This window comes from Vulcanococcus sp. Clear-D1 (assembly GCF_014654725.1).
GTDB lineage: Bacteria > Cyanobacteriota > Cyanobacteriia > PCC-6307 > Cyanobiaceae > Vulcanococcus.
In genome coordinates this window covers 363,680-377,783 of record NZ_JACVZV010000015.1, presented here as the reverse complement: position 1 = coordinate 377,783, position 14,104 = coordinate 363,680, and the positions used below count along the sequence as shown (strand labels likewise).

The 14,104-nt window shown below is 64.5% G+C and carries 17 protein-coding genes; 9 read left to right on the top strand and 8 right to left on the bottom strand.

Annotation, left to right across the window (positions count from 1 at the left end):
• Nucleotides 1-120 precede the first annotated feature (120 nt).
• From H9532_RS06345 to H9532_RS06330, 4 genes are all read left to right on the top strand, one after another.
• Nucleotides 121-1,104, top strand: a complete 984-nt coding sequence (locus H9532_RS06345; protein ID WP_296366576.1) for a pyruvate dehydrogenase complex E1 component subunit beta — start codon at nt 121-123, stop codon at nt 1,102-1,104.
• Between the two features lie 83 nt (nt 1,105-1,187).
• Nucleotides 1,188-2,669: a protein translocase subunit SecD gene (secD, locus tag H9532_RS06340; RefSeq protein WP_296366574.1), complete on the top strand. Its 1,482-nt coding sequence runs from the start codon at nt 1,188-1,190 to the stop codon at nt 2,667-2,669.
• The gene (gene secF / locus H9532_RS06335; protein WP_296366572.1) at nt 2,669-3,661 is read left to right on the top strand and encodes a protein translocase subunit SecF; all 993 of its coding nucleotides are present in this window, start codon (nt 2,669-2,671) and stop codon (nt 3,659-3,661) included. Before secD ends, secF begins: the two co-directional genes overlap by 1 nt.
• Nucleotides 3,658-3,864 (top strand): hypothetical protein, encoded by a 207-nt coding sequence (locus tag H9532_RS06330; protein WP_296366569.1) that lies wholly within the window; start codon nt 3,658-3,660, stop codon nt 3,862-3,864. The genes secF and H9532_RS06330 overlap by 4 nt, the downstream gene beginning before the upstream one ends.
• Before the next feature lie 22 nt (nt 3,865-3,886).
• On the opposite strand, the gene H9532_RS06325 is transcribed toward H9532_RS06330, so the two are convergent.
• From H9532_RS06325 to mnmH, 4 genes are read right to left on the bottom strand one after another with little or no spacing between them, the layout of a single operon-like run.
• The gene (locus tag H9532_RS06325) at nt 3,887-4,888 is read right to left on the bottom strand and encodes an AI-2E family transporter (RefSeq protein WP_296366567.1); all 1,002 of its coding nucleotides are present in this window, start codon (nt 4,886-4,888) and stop codon (nt 3,887-3,889) included.
• Nucleotides 4,885-5,937 (bottom strand): AI-2E family transporter, encoded by a 1,053-nt coding sequence (locus H9532_RS06320; RefSeq protein WP_296366565.1) that lies wholly within the window; start codon nt 5,935-5,937, stop codon nt 4,885-4,887. Before H9532_RS06320 ends, H9532_RS06325 begins: the two co-directional genes overlap by 4 nt.
• Before the next feature lie 10 nt (nt 5,938-5,947).
• Nucleotides 5,948-6,319 (bottom strand): photosystem II reaction center protein Psb28, encoded by a 372-nt coding sequence (gene psb28, locus H9532_RS06315; protein ID WP_296366563.1) that lies wholly within the window; start codon nt 6,317-6,319, stop codon nt 5,948-5,950.
• Nucleotides 6,320-6,344: 25 nt separating this feature from the next.
• Nucleotides 6,345-7,409 (bottom strand): tRNA 2-selenouridine(34) synthase MnmH, encoded by a 1,065-nt coding sequence (mnmH, locus tag H9532_RS06310; RefSeq protein ID WP_296366561.1) that lies wholly within the window; start codon nt 7,407-7,409, stop codon nt 6,345-6,347.
• Nucleotides 7,410-7,495: 86 nt separating this feature from the next.
• Here mnmH and H9532_RS06305 point away from each other — a divergent pair, with 86 nt between their 5' ends.
• A complete protein-coding gene (locus H9532_RS06305; RefSeq protein ID WP_296366560.1) occupies nt 7,496-8,218 on the top strand; it encodes a GUN4 domain-containing protein in 723 nt (240 codons plus the stop codon).
• A gap of 65 nt (nt 8,219-8,283) precedes the next feature.
• Nucleotides 8,284-8,673 (top strand): ATP-binding protein, encoded by a 390-nt coding sequence (locus H9532_RS06300; RefSeq protein WP_296366678.1) that lies wholly within the window; start codon nt 8,284-8,286, stop codon nt 8,671-8,673.
• Here H9532_RS06300 and H9532_RS06295 read toward each other — a convergent pair.
• Complete coding sequence (locus H9532_RS06295) at nt 8,667-8,954, bottom strand: DUF6439 family protein (RefSeq protein WP_296366558.1); 288 nt, start codon at nt 8,952-8,954, stop codon at nt 8,667-8,669. The two genes, H9532_RS06300 and H9532_RS06295, sit on opposite strands and share 7 nt — an antisense overlap.
• A gap of 36 nt (nt 8,955-8,990) precedes the next feature.
• Here H9532_RS06295 and H9532_RS06290 point away from each other — a divergent pair, with 36 nt between their 5' ends.
• Nucleotides 8,991-9,263 (top strand): hypothetical protein, encoded by a 273-nt coding sequence (locus tag H9532_RS06290; protein WP_296366557.1) that lies wholly within the window; start codon nt 8,991-8,993, stop codon nt 9,261-9,263.
• Between the two features lie 12 nt (nt 9,264-9,275).
• On the opposite strand, the gene H9532_RS06285 is transcribed toward H9532_RS06290, so the two are convergent.
• The gene (locus tag H9532_RS06285; protein ID WP_296366555.1) at nt 9,276-9,599 is read right to left on the bottom strand and encodes a copper-binding protein; all 324 of its coding nucleotides are present in this window, start codon (nt 9,597-9,599) and stop codon (nt 9,276-9,278) included.
• Between the two features lie 56 nt (nt 9,600-9,655).
• The gene (locus H9532_RS06280; protein ID WP_296366675.1) at nt 9,656-10,711 is read right to left on the bottom strand and encodes a class I SAM-dependent methyltransferase; all 1,056 of its coding nucleotides are present in this window, start codon (nt 10,709-10,711) and stop codon (nt 9,656-9,658) included.
• A 178-nt stretch (nt 10,712-10,889) separates the two neighbouring features.
• Here H9532_RS06280 and H9532_RS06275 point away from each other — a divergent pair, with 178 nt between their 5' ends.
• Together H9532_RS06275 and H9532_RS06270 are read left to right on the top strand one after the other, a co-directional pair.
• Nucleotides 10,890-11,105 (top strand): hypothetical protein, encoded by a 216-nt coding sequence (locus H9532_RS06275; RefSeq protein ID WP_296366553.1) that lies wholly within the window; start codon nt 10,890-10,892, stop codon nt 11,103-11,105.
• An 84-nt stretch (nt 11,106-11,189) separates the two neighbouring features.
• Nucleotides 11,190-12,917, top strand: a complete 1,728-nt coding sequence (locus H9532_RS06270; protein ID WP_296366550.1) for an ABC transporter substrate-binding protein — start codon at nt 11,190-11,192, stop codon at nt 12,915-12,917.
• On the opposite strand, the gene H9532_RS06265 is transcribed toward H9532_RS06270, so the two are convergent.
• Nucleotides 12,889-14,055, bottom strand: a complete 1,167-nt coding sequence (locus H9532_RS06265; RefSeq protein WP_296366548.1) for a transporter substrate-binding domain-containing protein — start codon at nt 14,053-14,055, stop codon at nt 12,889-12,891. The two genes, H9532_RS06270 and H9532_RS06265, sit on opposite strands and share 29 nt — an antisense overlap.
• Nucleotides 14,056-14,104: the final 49 nt, after the last annotated feature.

Here is a 14,104-nt window from a genome sequence, read left to right as displayed (position 1 = left end):
GCTGGTGCTGCTGCTCTCCCCCGGCATGCTGCTCTCGGTGCTGCTGCTGCTCACCTTTGCTGCGGGCGGCTGAGATAAGTTGGCGCAGCGACCGGCCTGAGCCGGACTGAGTGCTCCGCTGTGGCTGAGACCCTGCTGTTCAACGCCCTGCGCGAAGCCATCGACGAAGAGATGGCTCGCGATCCCCACGTGTGCGTGATGGGGGAAGACGTGGGCCAGTACGGCGGCTCCTACAAGGTCACCAAAGACCTCTACGACAAATACGGCGAACTGCGGGTGTTGGACACCCCGATCGCCGAAAACGCCTTCACCGGCATGGCCGTGGGCGCTGCGATGACGGGCCTGCGCCCGATCGTGGAGGGCATGAACATGGGCTTCCTGCTGCTCGCGTTCAACCAGATCTCCAACAACATGGGGATGCTCCGCTACACGAGCGGCGGCAATTTCACGATCCCCGCCGTGGTGCGGGGTCCAGGCGGTGTGGGCCGTCAGCTGGGTGCTGAGCACAGCCAGCGCCTCGAGGCCTACTTCCACGCGGTGCCCGGCATCAAGATCGTGGCGGTGAGCACCCCCACCAACGCGAAGGGCCTGATGAAGGCCGCCATCCGCGACAACAACCCCGTGCTCTTCTTCGAGCACGTTCTCCTCTACAACCTCTCCGAGGAGATCCCCTCCGGCGACTACACCTGTGCCCTGGATCAGGCGGATCTGGTGAAGGAAGGCTCCGACGTGACGATCCTCACCTATTCGCGCATGCGCCACCACTGCCTCAAGGCGGTGGAGCAACTGGAGAAAGACGGCGTGAGTGTGGAGCTGATCGACCTGATCAGCCTCAAGCCCTTCGACATGGAGACCATCTCCCGCTCGATCCGCAAAACCCACAAAGTGTTGATCGTGGAGGAGTGCATGAAGACCGGCGGCATCGGCGCTGAGCTGATGGCTCTGATCACCGAGCAGTGCTTCGACGATCTCGATTGCCGGCCGGTGCGTCTGTCCTCCCAGGACATCCCGACGCCCTACAACGGCACCCTCGAGAACCTCACGATCATTCAGCCTCACCAGATCGTGGAGGCGGCCAAGGCCCTCAAGAACGGCCAGGTCTGAAATCAGAGCTGAGATCGGCGTGATGCCGCTCAGCCGCTCTCCACACCAGTCAGCCTGGCAACCCTGTCACCCTTGCAACACTGATGGCGCGTCAACAGGGGTGGTTTGCCCTGATCCTGGCTCTGGCAATTGCGGCTGGGGCCGTGTTGGCCAGCTTCCCCCTCCAGCTCGGCCTTGACCTCAGGGGTGGCAGCCAGCTCACGCTGCAGGTGCTGCCGGCCGGTGCCATCAAGCAGGTGAAGAGCGAGCAGCTTGAGGCGGTGAAGGACGTGCTCGATCGCCGCATCAACGGTTTGGGTGTGGCCGAATCCACCCTGCAGAGCGTGGGTGATGACCAGCTGGTGTTGCAGCTCCCCGGTGAGCAGGATCCAAGCCGGGCGGCCAAGGTGCTCGGCACCACGGCGCTGCTGGAGTTCCGGGCTCAGAAGACCGGCACCGAGCAGGAGATGAGCGGTCTGCTCAAGCTCAAACGGCAGGCAGTGGCGGTGCTCAACCAGAGCCGCGCGCAGCAGGCTGCTGGTGATCAGCCAGCCGCGATCCAAACCGAAGAACTGGCCAAGGCCCTCGATCAGCTGGGGGTGAAGGTGCCGCCCGGCAGCAGCGAAACCGACCAGCTGGAGTTGCTCCTGGCTGAGGTGAATCAACGCATCGTGGCCCTCTACGAACCGGCCCAACTCACCGGTAAAGATCTCACCAGTGCCGGCCGCCAGCAGCAGCAAACAGGCAGCGGCTGGGATGTGACACTCGCCTTCAATGCCGAAGGCGGCCGTCAGTTCGCTGAGCTCACCCAGGGCATCGCCGGCAGCGGGCGCCTGCTTGGCATCGTGCTCGATGGCCGCTCCATCAGTGAGGCGAGCGTTGGGCCCGAGTTCAAGCCTGCTGGGATCACGGGCGGTGCCGCCAGCATTACCGGCAACTTCACTGCTGAAGAGGCTCGTGATCTGGAGGTGCAACTCCGTGGTGGTTCTCTGCCCCTACCGGTGAAGGTGATCGAGCAGCGCACCATTGGCGCCACTCTGGGTGCCGAAAACGTGCAGCGCAGCCTCGCCGCCGGCCTCTTTGGCCTCGCTCTTGTGGCGGTGTTCATGGTGGTGATGTATCGCTTGCCGGGCTTTGTGGCCGTGGTGGCCTTGGCGCTCTATGCCCTGTTCAACCTGGCGCTGTATGCGCTGATTCCAGTCACCCTCACCCTGCCCGGCATCGCCGGCTTCATCCTTTCGATCGGCATCGCCGTGGATGCCAACGTGCTGATCTTCGAGCGGGTAAAGGAGGAGCTGCGCCGCGGCAATACGTTGATCCGCTCGATTGATACCGGCTTCTCCCTGGCGTTCTCGTCAATCCTTGATGGCCATGTCACCGGGTTGATCAGCTGCGCCGCGCTGTTTGCCCTGGGCACCGGCCTGGTGAAGGGTTTTGCACTCACCCTGGCCATCGGTCTGCTGCTGAGCCTGTTCACCGCCCTTAGCTGCACCCGCACCTTGCTGCGCCTGCTGATGGGCTATTCCGGCTTGCGCCGCCCCACGTTCTTTCTCCCCGCCGCCCAGCTGCCCGGGAGCGCTTCCTGATGACTGCCAGTTCTCCCTCTCCTCAGATCGGCGCAACCGCCATGGCAGAGCCCCGTTTTCGCATTACCCGCATTCGCCGGCAGGGTTGGTTGGTGTCGGGCTTGGCCGTGCTGCTCAGTCTGGTGGGCATGGCCCTGTGCTGGAGCAATCCCCGCATCGGAGCTCCGCTACGGCCTGGCCTTGATTTCACGGGTGGTACCCAGGTGCAGATCGAGCGCAGCTGCAGCGGCTCCGCCTGCGCCAGCCTCACGGCCGGCCTTGTGCAGCAACGCCTCGCAGCGATCACCCTTCCTGGTGTGGCTGGAGCGGAAGCGCCGCGGCTGAGCAGCGCCGGGGTGCAGGTGCTCGATGGTGGGCGCTCTCTGGAGCTGCGCCTGCCTGATCTGGAGCCTGAGCAAACCCAGGCACTGCTCAACCAGCTCACCCCTTTGATCGGCGTGGTGAATCCCGAGCAGCTTTCGGTGAACACGATCGGGCCGTCGCTGGGCAGCCAGCTGTTGCGCAGCAGCGCGGTGTCGCTGCTGTTGAGCTTTGCCTTGATCGCGGCTTACATCAGCTTCCGCTACGACGGCATCTATGCGGGCCTTGCCCTGCTCTGTCTGGCCCACGATGTGCTGATCACCTGCGGAGTGTTCGCCTGGTTGGGGTTGTTGCAGGGGGTGGAAGTGGATTCGCTGTTTGCTGTGGCGTTGATCACGGTGGCTGGGTATTCGGTCAACGACACCGTGGTGGTGTTTGACCGCATTCGTGAGCAACGGCGTGAATTGAAGGACGTGGCTTTGAACGATCAAGTGGATCTGGCCGTGGATGCCACCCTCACTCGATCGCTCTACACCTCGCTGACCACCTTGCTGCCGCTGATTGCCCTGCTGCTCTTCGGTGGCGGAAGCCTGTTCTGGTTTGCCGTGGCGCTCACCGTGGGGATTGGTGTAGGCAGCTGGTCGAGCATCGGCATCGCTCCCACCTTGCTGCCCCTGCTGGCGCGGCGATGAGGGGTGCAGGGCGCCCAGCTCGCCTGCAGCTGCCGCTGATTCCGCTGCTGCTGGCGTTGCTTGCCCTCATGGATCTGCGCACGGAGCTGCAGCTCCTGCTTGACCACTTCACCATCACCAGCTTGGTGGAGATCCCGCGCCATCACCCTTTGGCGATGGCCGTGCTGCTCTGCACACCCTGGCTCTGGAACCGATCGCGCTAGCGAGCCAGTTGCTGTGTTCTCGTTAGAGCCAGCGATCCATGATTTGCTCCACCAGCACCCGCTGGGACAACACCTGAAGCACCACCACCAACGGCAGCGCCAGCAGCACCCCGGGCAGCCCCAGCAGAGCCCCCAAGCTGAGCTGTGCCATCAGTGCCACGGTGGGCAGCAGATTCACGGTTCGGCTTAACAGGAGTGGGGTGAGCAGAAATGCCTCCGCGTTCTGCAACACCAGCCGGAGGATCAGCACCTGCAGTGCCAGGGCGGGAGACACCAGCAGTGCCACCGCGAGTGGCAGCAGCGTGGCCACGGTGGGGCCGATCGTGGGCACAAACGTGAGCAGGCCGCACACCAGGCCGCTCAGCAGGGCCAGCGGCACCTTCAGGGCTGCCAGGCCGGCCCAGGTGAGCAGGAACACGGCGCTGGCAGAGATCGTCATCCCGGCCAGCCAGCCACCCAGGGCTTCCCGGCAGGCGCTCAGCAGCTCCCCCACCAGTGGCCGGTAATGGGCGGGGGTTGCCGCCAGCACCAGGCGCTGGTGGCTACGGGGATCGAGCACCAGCAGCAGGGCTAGCAGTCCCATCAGCAGCAGCTGAATCGTGCTGTTGGCGGCTCCTCCGGCGAAACCGAGCAACTGCCCACCGAGTGGCTGCAGTTTGTCGAAGGTGGCCAGGTCGGCGACGCGGCCTTCCAGGCTTTCCAGCATCGCCACACCACCCAGCAGCTCCCCAACGCGGTTGAGCAGGGCCGGAACCAATTGGGTGAACTGCTGCACCTGCTCGATCAACTCGGGCAGCAGCAGTTCCCCTAGCTGCCAGCCCCCCAGGAGCAGCAGCACCACCACCCCAGCCAGAGCCTGGGGGCGGTTCATCGGTGTGAAGCGCCGCAGCCAACTCACAGGCACATCCAGGGCCACCGCGAGCACCACGGCACCAAACAGCACCAGCAGCACCCAGCGAAGCTCCCAGGCCAGCAGGCCCAGCACCACCAAGGCCAGCAAACCGATCAGGCCGCGCAGGGTCATGGGATGCGCTGCTGCTGCCAGGGATCAAGCACATCGTGGATCAACACCTCACGAATCACCACCTGCAGGCACACCGCCAGGGGCAGGGCCAACAGCAGGCCCAGTGGCCCAAACAGCACGGTGAACAGGAACTGAGCCGCCAGGGTGAGGCCTGGCAACAGATTCACCTGGTGCTGCATCACCGAGGGGGTGATGACATAGCTCTCCAGGTTTTGCACCAGCACGTAGAGCCCCAGCACGGCCAGTGCCTTCCACGGCGACACCAGCAGCGCCACCGACATCGGGAAGATCGTGCTCAAAGTGGGCCCCACGTTGGGGATCACATTGAGCAGACCGGCCAGCAGGGCATTGGCTACCACGAGCTTCACCCCCAACAGCGACAGACCGATGCCCGCCAGCAGGGCCACACACAGGGAGCTGATCAGCACACCGCCCATCCAGCTGCTGAGGGCATCGCCGCATTGCAGCAGCACCTCGCGCAGGCGTCGCCGGTAGAAGGACGGAGCCAGCAGCACCGCCACCTCCCGGTAGGCGGTTGGATGCACCGCGATCATCAGTGCCACCGCGAGCACGAACAGCAGCTGAAGCAGGCCACCGCCCAGGTTGCCGGCCAGATCCAGCAGGTTCTGAAGACCCTGCCCCAAGGCCTCATTGCTGGAGCCGCCGCTGCCCCAGCTCTGCTTGATCCAATCGAGCGCCTGCTGGCCGTAGAGCATGCGGCTGCTGACATCCATCAACTCCTGGAGCAGTGCTGCGGCGCGGTTGGCCGCCAGCGGCAGTTGCAGCAGCAATTGTTGGAACTGCTCCAGGAACGGCGGCACCACGGCGGCCAGGGCAACGGCCACAAGCACAAGCAAGCCGAACAGGCTGAGCAGCAGGGCGAGCGGGCGGCTGCAGCGCAACCGCTCCCGCACCACGCCCACGATGGTGCAGAGCGCCATGGCCAGAACGACCGCGGCGAACAGCTGAATCACCACGTGCCGCAGCGACCACAGCAGCAGCGCTGCGGCTGCTGTGGCCAGCAAACCCAGCCCCTGGCCGAACTTCATCGGGCCGAACTCACTCGGCGTCGTCGGCCGAATCGCCAGCGTTGTTCTCCTTCTGGGAGAAGCCAAGGTCGTGGCTATCGGCGTAGCGCTGGGCAAAGCGCATGAAGCGCTCGAAATCGTCCGGAGTCTTCCAGGTGTAGGTGGCTTCCAGGGCGGCGGGCTTGCCGTTCACAAACTTGGCATTCACTTCGCGGGTGACGAGTTGCCCTTCCTCATCCACCATGTACATCCCGCCGATGTCGCCCATGCTTTCGGGCGAGAGGGCTTCGGGCTGATCGAACACAAAAATCGCCTGACCGGTGCGTCCATCGCGCGAGCGGGTCATGCGGATATCAGGAACCACAGGCTCGTCGACACCGCGGAAGAACTGAATGGCGGCCATCGATCGAACCCAGCAAAGCTCGATCCTAGGCAGCGTTCCGGCCCTGGGCCCTGATGACACCACGGCTGATCAGCTGGTCGGCGGCGGTCTCCGCGCTCAATCCGGCCAGATCCTCATGACCGAGCAGCCGGTGCTGATCGGCGGCGCCATGGCGCTCCAGTTCGTGGTCGTAGCAGCGGTCGTAGTAATCGAGCATTTGCTTTGCCGCTTCACCCCACTGCTGCTGGTCGATCGCCGTGAGGGCGGCAGCGGTGCGCTGCGGTCCGAGGCGGCGGCCAATGCGCTCGGTCGCCTCTTTCAGCGCCGCTGGGTCCTGGGAGCCATAGACCGCCACCAGTTGCTCCAGTCGCTCCTCGAGAGGTCTGCGGATCTCCAGCAGCGGTGCTGCCTGCATCTGCCGCCAGATTCCGCCCGGAATGCGGCAGCGGCCCACCTGCACGCTCTCGGCTTCCACCCAGATCTGCTCGGCTTCTCGGAGCCCATGCAGCGCCAGAGCAATGCGGTTTTCGTAGTGCTCGTTGCTGGGCTGCGGCGGCATCCCGAGGCTGCCAAAGCTGCTGCCGCGGTGATGGGCCAGGCCCTCCAGATCAACCACCGCCACCTGGCGTTCGGCCAGGGCGATCAGCAGGTCCGTTTTGCCGCTGCCGGTGCGTCCACCCATCAAATGGATGGGCCAAGGGGTGTCAAACAGCGCCAGCGCCCAGCGGCGAAAGCTCTTGTAGCCGCCCTCGAGCAGCACCACCGGTAGGTCCAGCTGCGTGGCCAGCCAGGCCACGCTTTCGGAGCGCATGCCACCGCGCCAGCAGTGCAGGCGCAGGGGTGCACCGCCGGCCTCCATTGCCCAGGCTCTGAGCTGGCTGCCGACCTCGCCCAGCCGCGGACCCACCAGCTCGAGCCCCAGCTGCACGGCGGCTTGCCTGCCCTGTTGCTTGTAGGTGGTGCCGACGGCGGCCCGTTGCTCATTACTGAACAGCGGCAGGTTGCGGGCACCGGGGATGTGGCCCTGGGCAAACTCCGCCGGTGCCCTCACATCCACCACCGGAGCCGTTCCCTGGAGAAACCGTTCCACCGGTTGGCGATTCAGTTGCATCCCAACCATTCGGGAACCCGCCTTGGCCTGGCCATGCCTGACATAGTGGGCCAACGCTGGCCCCATGGCAGGTCTGATCTCTCTTCATGCTTTCCGGACCCCCCGTCACCACAACGGTTAGCGCCGAACAACTTCTGGAGCGTTTTCTGGCGGCCAATGCCCGCCAGCGCCGCAGCTTGCTCAGCCAGGTGCAACAGCGCGCGGCTGAACTGCGTCCGCTCCTTCCAGAGCAGATCGATCGCCTCGATGCCACCGGCGATGACTGGGCAGCTGGCCTGCTGATTCAGCTGCTGGTGTCGGTCGATGATGGTCTGGCCCAGGCTTTCCGCGAGCGCTACCGCGACGGTTGGTTGGCGGTGACCAGTGCGGCTGGTTTGGATTACGCCCCGCTGCAACGGGCGCTGATCGATCAGGCCTTTGAGGAGGCGGATCGCCTCACCAGCGAACACCTGCGCCAACTGGCCGGTGAGGCGGCGGTGAAGCGGGGATACGTCTATTACTCCGAGGTTCCTCCCATCGCTTCGGTGGACCTCGAGAGCCTGGATCGCCTCTGGGTGGTGTATTCGCAGGGCCGGTTTGGCTTTTCGGTGCAGATCCGTCTGCTGCGTTCGCTCAACGGCCGCTGGGATCAGCTGTGGCCACGTTTGGGCTGGAAGCAGGGCGGCGTGTGGACCCGCTACCCCAATGCTTTCACTTGGTCGCTGGAGGCACCGGAGGGCCATCTGCCCCTGGTGAATCAGCTGCGCGGCGTGCGCCTGATGGATGCGCTGCTCTCCCATCCCGGGCTGCAACAGCGCGTGTCGGCCTAGATCGGCGGGTTCGCAGCAGCGGTAGCTTCAAACCACTGCACGGCTGCTCCGCCGGCTTGGGTTCGATGCCACATCGCTGGGCCGATTTCATCACCCCCTCCACCCTGCAGCTCTCGCCGCTGTTGGAGGTGTTGCTCGAGCCGATCAGCTGTGCCCAACAGATGGCCTCGCTGCAGCTGGGCTTGCAGGAGGTGCTGGTGAATGCCGTGCGCCATGGCAATGGCAACGACCCGGGCAAGTGCCTGCGGGTGCGCCGCATCGTGACGCCCCGCTGGTGGGTGTTTCAGGTGCAGGATGAGGGTTGCGGTGTTCCTGCGGATGCCCGCTGCGGAGCGCTGCCGCAGGAGCCGGATGCCTTGTGTGGCCGCGGGTTGTTTCTGATCCACTCCTGCTTCGACGACGTGCGCTGGAGCGCCCGCGGCAACCGGGTTCAGGTGGCCCTGCGGCGTCAGTGACCGTGGCTGGGGCAGCCGGGGTCCTTCAGCTCTCCGCGCAGCCAGCCCAGCCCATGCTCCAGCAGCTCGATGGCGTGCTGGCGTTGTTCGGTGGCCACTGGGGCGTTGGCGGGATTAGCCGGATCCAGCAATTGCACCAGAGCGGCAGCCACCTGTTCGGCGGCACGCCGCTGCGGCTGGCTCTTGAGCGCGTGCCACTGGCGGTTGTCGATCGTGAGCAGCCGATGCAGGGCTTCCGCCGCCTCGCGGCTGCCTTCGGGCCACTGTTGACTCGCTGCCACTGGACACAACCTCGGCTGGAAGGCCATCCTGGCGCCATGCAGCAGCGTCCGCGCTCCCCCCACACCCCTATTCGCTGGCTGCATCAGCTGGCGAACCTGATGGCGCAGGTGTCGAGGGCTGAGCGCATCAGCAGTGGCGACGAAAGCCTGCAAGCCCGGCGGCTGCGCCAGCGCATGGCCCTAGCTCAGCGCCTGCTTGATCCCCTTCCAGCTCCGCTCCGCCCAACCACCTGGCAGGAAACCACGCTCTGGACCGCGTTGCGCTGGGGTGGGCTCGGGCTGGTTCTGGCTTTGTGGCTGAAGCGCTAATCCCGGTACGGCTCAAGCCACTAGGCGGATCAGTGGCTCGAGTTCGGGCTGCTCAAGCGGGGTGGGCTCCACATCAGCGCTGGCTCCATTGAGGGGAGGTGCAGGCTCAGCCGCCGGAAGCCGATTGCCACGCAACCAGGCGTTGTGCAGGGCGCGGCGCCGCTGATCCTCAGCCAGCACCAAGCGGTCGGCAGCAACAACAGGGCTTTCGCCAGGTAGCAACGGTGTGCGCAGGCAGATTCCGAAGCCATGGGCTTCCACCTGCACACACCCTTCCATGAAGACGGTCTGGAAGGTCCAGCCTGCCAACCAGCGCACGCTGAACGGATTGCTCATGCCCTCATCGCTTTAGGCGGACCCTATGGCGTTTGGGCAGCGGTCACGGCCCTTTGTCAGGGCTTGGTGGCACTCCACACCCGCGTCATCAGATGCGAGGTGGCGCGGATGCCGCTGAAGCCAGTGGCAGTGAGGCGCGCCTCAATGTCATCGCCGATGTAATCGCGGTAGTACGGCTCGTGGAATACGCGGCGGAAGTTATCCATGGCTGTTTCGAACTGGGGAGAATCCGCCAGCTGCACGGAATCAGCAAGCACCAGAACACCGCCGGGCTCCAGAACACGGAAGCACTCATCGATCACGTTCTGGCGAGCATCGCCGGGCAGCTCGTGCAGCAGGAACACGCAGGTCACGCCCTGCATGCTGCCGCTGGCGAAAGGCATGCTCTCGCCATTGCCCTGCACCAGTTGCGGGAGTTCATCCGGCAGCTGGCTGAGCCAGCGGTTGGCCTGACGCAGATAGGCGGACGAGAGATCGAGGCCCACCAGCTGCACCTGCGGCAGGGCTGCACGCACCTGCCGCAGGGTGCGGCCGGTGCCGGTGGCCACATCCAGCACCCGCAGCTGGGAAGCCGGCCGCTCTGCAAACGCTCTCAGGCCCTGCACCAGCGGTTTGATCACACGGCGCCGCATTGGATCAGCGGTGCCGTTGAACAGGATCTCCACCTGCAGGTCGTAGAGCGAGGCGGAGTGATCGCTCAGGTAGCCATCAGTTTGGTGATGGAAGTTCTGGAGGTAGTAGTCGGGATAGTTGTCGCTCTCCACATCCGGCGGCAGGTCGCTCACGTTGCGTTCACTGCGCCGATTCCAGGTGCTGGGCATGTCGAGCCACACCATCGGATAGCGGGCGGCCCAATCCAGCCAGGGAGCATCGAAGAGAAGGCTGGTGGGGTAGAGCCCCTGCTCGGCTTCTTCCCAATCGATCTCCATCAATGCCGAATTGGCGGCTTGCAGATCCATCAGCATCTGCGGAGGGATTGGCCGTGTTTTCGGTGCTCCCTGGGGGGCCACCAGCTCCATCAACTTGGTGCTCACCTCCTTATGGGCGACACCCACCAGGCTCTTGCCCTGCTGCAGGGCCTGATAGGCGAGCTTGGTGAGGGTGTCGGCCATGGAGCGAGGCAACGTCGCAGCGATGCCCCATTCCAACGGATCACGGCCTGGATCGCGATCGGCCAGGTCCACGCGCTCTTCTGTGCCCTAACGAACGCAGATCACGTTTCGTGGAGCAGATCGGATTTCCGTAGCAACCGCTACAGAATGAATCCATGCGATCACCCCGGAGGGTGAGATGAAAGCCTCTCAAGGCGAGCCACTGTTTGTGGAGTACATGCGGCACCGTCAGATTGAGCAGCGTCGTCACCAGCCCGTCGTCGCTCAACGCCACGCCACCGCCGATCAGAGCGAAGCGTCCGGCGTGCATTCCCAGGAAGTGGCCTGGGCGGAGCGCCATGCCCATGAGCGCCGGCTGCACGACAGCGCCATCGCTCAGATCCGCCACGACTGAACCACCGGGCCTCGGGCCTGTTCATGGCGAACAGGCTCTGGCACGTTCTAGCGATCTACGCTCGGCCCACTGAATCGTGTGGTCATGCGCGGCCCTCGATGGCTTCGGCGGATTCGGGCAGTTCTGCTCCTGATGCTGCTCGCCCTGGGCCTCACGGCTCTGCCCCCAGGTGAAGCCAGAGGCATGCAGCAGCCCCTGCGCGTTCAGCTGCGCTGGCTTCCCCAGGCCCAGTTTGCCGGTTTTTATGTCGCCAAGGATCTCAAGTTCTTTGAGAACGAAGGCCTGGCCGTTTCCCTTCAACCGGGTGGACCATCCATCAACGGTCTGCAGCGGCTGATCGATGGTGAGGCCGATGTGGCGATCGGCTGGTCATCCGATGCTCTGGATCTTCGCCGTCAGGGCGCTGATCTGGTCAATGTGGCTCAGTTGCTGCAGCGTTCGGGCACGATGCTGATCTGCAGCGCTGAATCCGGTGTGAAACAACCGCTTGACCTCAAGGGGAAGCGGATTGGCACCTGGTTCCTGGGTGATCAGTTTGATGTGGGCCACTGGCTCAGGTCCCATGGGCTGGATCTGAAGGATGTTCGTCTGGTCCGGCAGCGTCCCGCTGCCCAGGATCTGCTCGATGGCCGCGTGGATTGCGCCACGGCCATGAGCTACAACGAATTTCAGACCGTTCTCAGAGCAGGAGCCTTCCAATCAAGGCTGTTCACTGTGCGTTTTGCTCTGGAGAACAGCGGCTTTCTCGAGGATGGTCTGTATGTGCGTGGTTCTGATCTGCAGGACCCCACGAAGCGAGCACGATTGATTCGCCTGCTGCGTGGCCTCGCGCGCGGTTGGCGCTACGCCTCCCGGCATCCTCAGGAAGCTGTTGCGATCACGGAACGTTATATGACCCACAGTGACAGCCAGCATCAAGCCGACATGCTTCAGGAGATTCTGAAGCTGATGGACCTCAGCCGAGGCTTTGCTCTGCTGGATCCGGTCAGCTTTGCCCGCAGTGCGGCGATTGTGGGGCAGGGGAGTGGTCACGAAGCGGCCATCCGGAATGCGGCCGAAGGTGCCTGGAGCCTGAAGATCTGGAGGGCAGCCCGGATCGATGGGCCGCAGCGCGGGCCCCTTGGCCCGGCGGGGCGACAGGTGTTTTCCGCCTTGGTTCAATCTCCATGGTTTTACGGGCTGGACCTGGTGGGCACGGCTGCCTTTGCCTTGTCAGGCTTCCTGCATGCCCTGCAGCGCCGCTATGACCTCTGGGGATGCTTCATCCTCACCCTGTTGCCAGCCGTCGGCGGAGGAACGCTGCGCGATCTGTTGATCGGCGGCATGCGATCACCTCCGTTCATCTTCAAGGACAGCACCTATCTGCTGGTGGTTGCACTGGTGGTGGCGGCAGGGTCTGTGCTGGCGGGCCTGCTGTCCAGTGGGGCTGCAGATGGTCAACGCTTCAATCGCGTTCTGGGCGTCTGCGACAGTGTCGGTCTGGCCACCTTCACGATCATCGGCGCACAGGTTGCCCTTGAGGGTGATCTGAGCTGGTGGTGGATGCCGATCTGCGCGGCGCTCACCTGTGCCGGCGGAGGCATGCTGCTCGACGTGGTGACCGGGCGTGAACCCCGGACCTTCCAGGGCGAACCCTATGAGGAGATCGCGGTTGCGGGTGCTTTGCTGCTGATCGTGGGTCTCCTGGTCGCCGACCAGTTCGAAACCCTGCAGTGGCCTGTCCTGGTTGTGATGATCCTGAGTTGGATCTTTGTGTTTGTCACCCGGCAGCTCGTGGTGCAGTTCAATCTCCGTTCCTGGAGTCCTGGTTGAGCTCCTCCGAACCCGCCAGGGCTTGGCGGTGCAAATCCTGAACCACGCCACTGCGTTTCAGCTCGCTGATGGCCAGATCAATGCGTCGCACCAGATCGGCAGGCAGGCTGGGAGAGAGGGCGAAGCCCTGGAGTTCCGGCCGGATTCCCTGAATGGCGAGCACGGGAATGATGTTGGGTGATTGATTGCTGGCGATCAGGTATCTGAGTTGCAGCTCATCGGCCAGCATCACGTCGATCTGCTCCCGGCCCAGTGCATTCAGGGCCTGGTCGATGCGAGCGATCGGCACGATCACGGCCTGATCGGTTCCGCTGCTGCGGTTGATCTCATGCACCAGTGTTTCGCTCACGGTGCCAGGTTTGAGCCCAACCCGCAGACCGGCGAGGTCGCTGAGCCTCTGCACCCGCCTGCCGGCTCGGCCCTGGGCTTCCTGCACCAGCTCAACGGTGAGAAAACCAACCAGCACGGCGCTGACGATCAGCCGCACGAGATAGGCCAGCAGCACCAGGGCACGCCCTCGGCTGGTGGTCACCACAGCGTCGTCGCCGCTGCCTGTGACCATCACCGCAAACACTCTGGAGAAGCCCCGCAGCTGTTGTCGCCAGCCCATGGCGCGCCGCTCAGGTTGTTCTTCCACCCACCAGACGGACCCTGTCAGGGCCAGCGTGAGCACCAGCGTCACCAGCAGCAGGCGGAGCAAGGTGCCGCTGAACAGGGCACTCAGAAAGGCCTGCCCCAGGCTGAAGGGGTTGCTGATCACCATCAGCGCCTGGCCATCCTCCTGGAAGGGAAGGCTGAAGCGGTAGCGGCGCAGACGATCGGGCGAAAGATTGATGCACTCCACCGCGACATCAAGCCCCCCCTTGCGCGTGGCTTCGAGCATGGCCCGGATCGAGGGCATCGGCTGCAGCACGTAGGGAATCCGCTCCCGTTGTGCGATCTGACTCCACAGCCGCACCGCAAGCCCCTGCCAGGCTCCCCCCTCGCGATAGCTGCAGGGCTGACTGCCATCCACAACACCAACCCGCAGGACGTTGGGTGCCATCGGCACGGCTTGAAGGGAGGCTGCGCCGAGCAGCAGACCGGTCAGCGGCGCCGCGACCCAGATGGTGAAACGCTTCAAACGATGGTTGGACACGTGGCTCACGACCAGAACCTCGGCGACGAGGGCACGGCCGGCCTCACGG

Coding starts and splice junctions, on each gene's coding strand:
- secF (WP_296366572.1), top strand. CDS start 2,669: ATGACTGCCAGTTCTCCCTCTCCTCAGATCGGCGCAACCGCCATGGCA.
- psb28 (WP_296366563.1), bottom strand. CDS start 6,319: ATGGCCGCCATTCAGTTCTTCCGCGGTGTCGACGAGCCTGTGGTTCCT.
- H9532_RS06290 (WP_296366557.1), top strand. CDS start 8,991: ATGCAGCAGCGTCCGCGCTCCCCCCACACCCCTATTCGCTGGCTGCAT.
- H9532_RS06280 (WP_296366675.1), bottom strand. CDS start 10,711: ATGGCCGACACCCTCACCAAGCTCGCCTATCAGGCCCTGCAGCAGGGC.
- secD (WP_296366574.1), top strand. CDS start 1,188: ATGGCGCGTCAACAGGGGTGGTTTGCCCTGATCCTGGCTCTGGCAATT.
- H9532_RS06330 (WP_296366569.1), top strand. CDS start 3,658: ATGAGGGGTGCAGGGCGCCCAGCTCGCCTGCAGCTGCCGCTGATTCCG.
- H9532_RS06300 (WP_296366678.1), top strand. CDS start 8,284: ATGCCACATCGCTGGGCCGATTTCATCACCCCCTCCACCCTGCAGCTC.
- H9532_RS06275 (WP_296366553.1), top strand. CDS start 10,890: ATGAAAGCCTCTCAAGGCGAGCCACTGTTTGTGGAGTACATGCGGCAC.
- H9532_RS06325 (WP_296366567.1), bottom strand. CDS start 4,888: ATGACCCTGCGCGGCCTGATCGGTTTGCTGGCCTTGGTGGTGCTGGGC.
- H9532_RS06285 (WP_296366555.1), bottom strand. CDS start 9,599: ATGAGCAATCCGTTCAGCGTGCGCTGGTTGGCAGGCTGGACCTTCCAG.
- H9532_RS06270 (WP_296366550.1), top strand. CDS start 11,190: ATGCGCGGCCCTCGATGGCTTCGGCGGATTCGGGCAGTTCTGCTCCTG.
- H9532_RS06320 (WP_296366565.1), bottom strand. CDS start 5,937: ATGAAGTTCGGCCAGGGGCTGGGTTTGCTGGCCACAGCAGCCGCAGCG.
- mnmH (WP_296366561.1), bottom strand. CDS start 7,409: ATGCAACTGAATCGCCAACCGGTGGAACGGTTTCTCCAGGGAACGGCT.
- H9532_RS06305 (WP_296366560.1), top strand. CDS start 7,496: ATGCTTTCCGGACCCCCCGTCACCACAACGGTTAGCGCCGAACAACTT.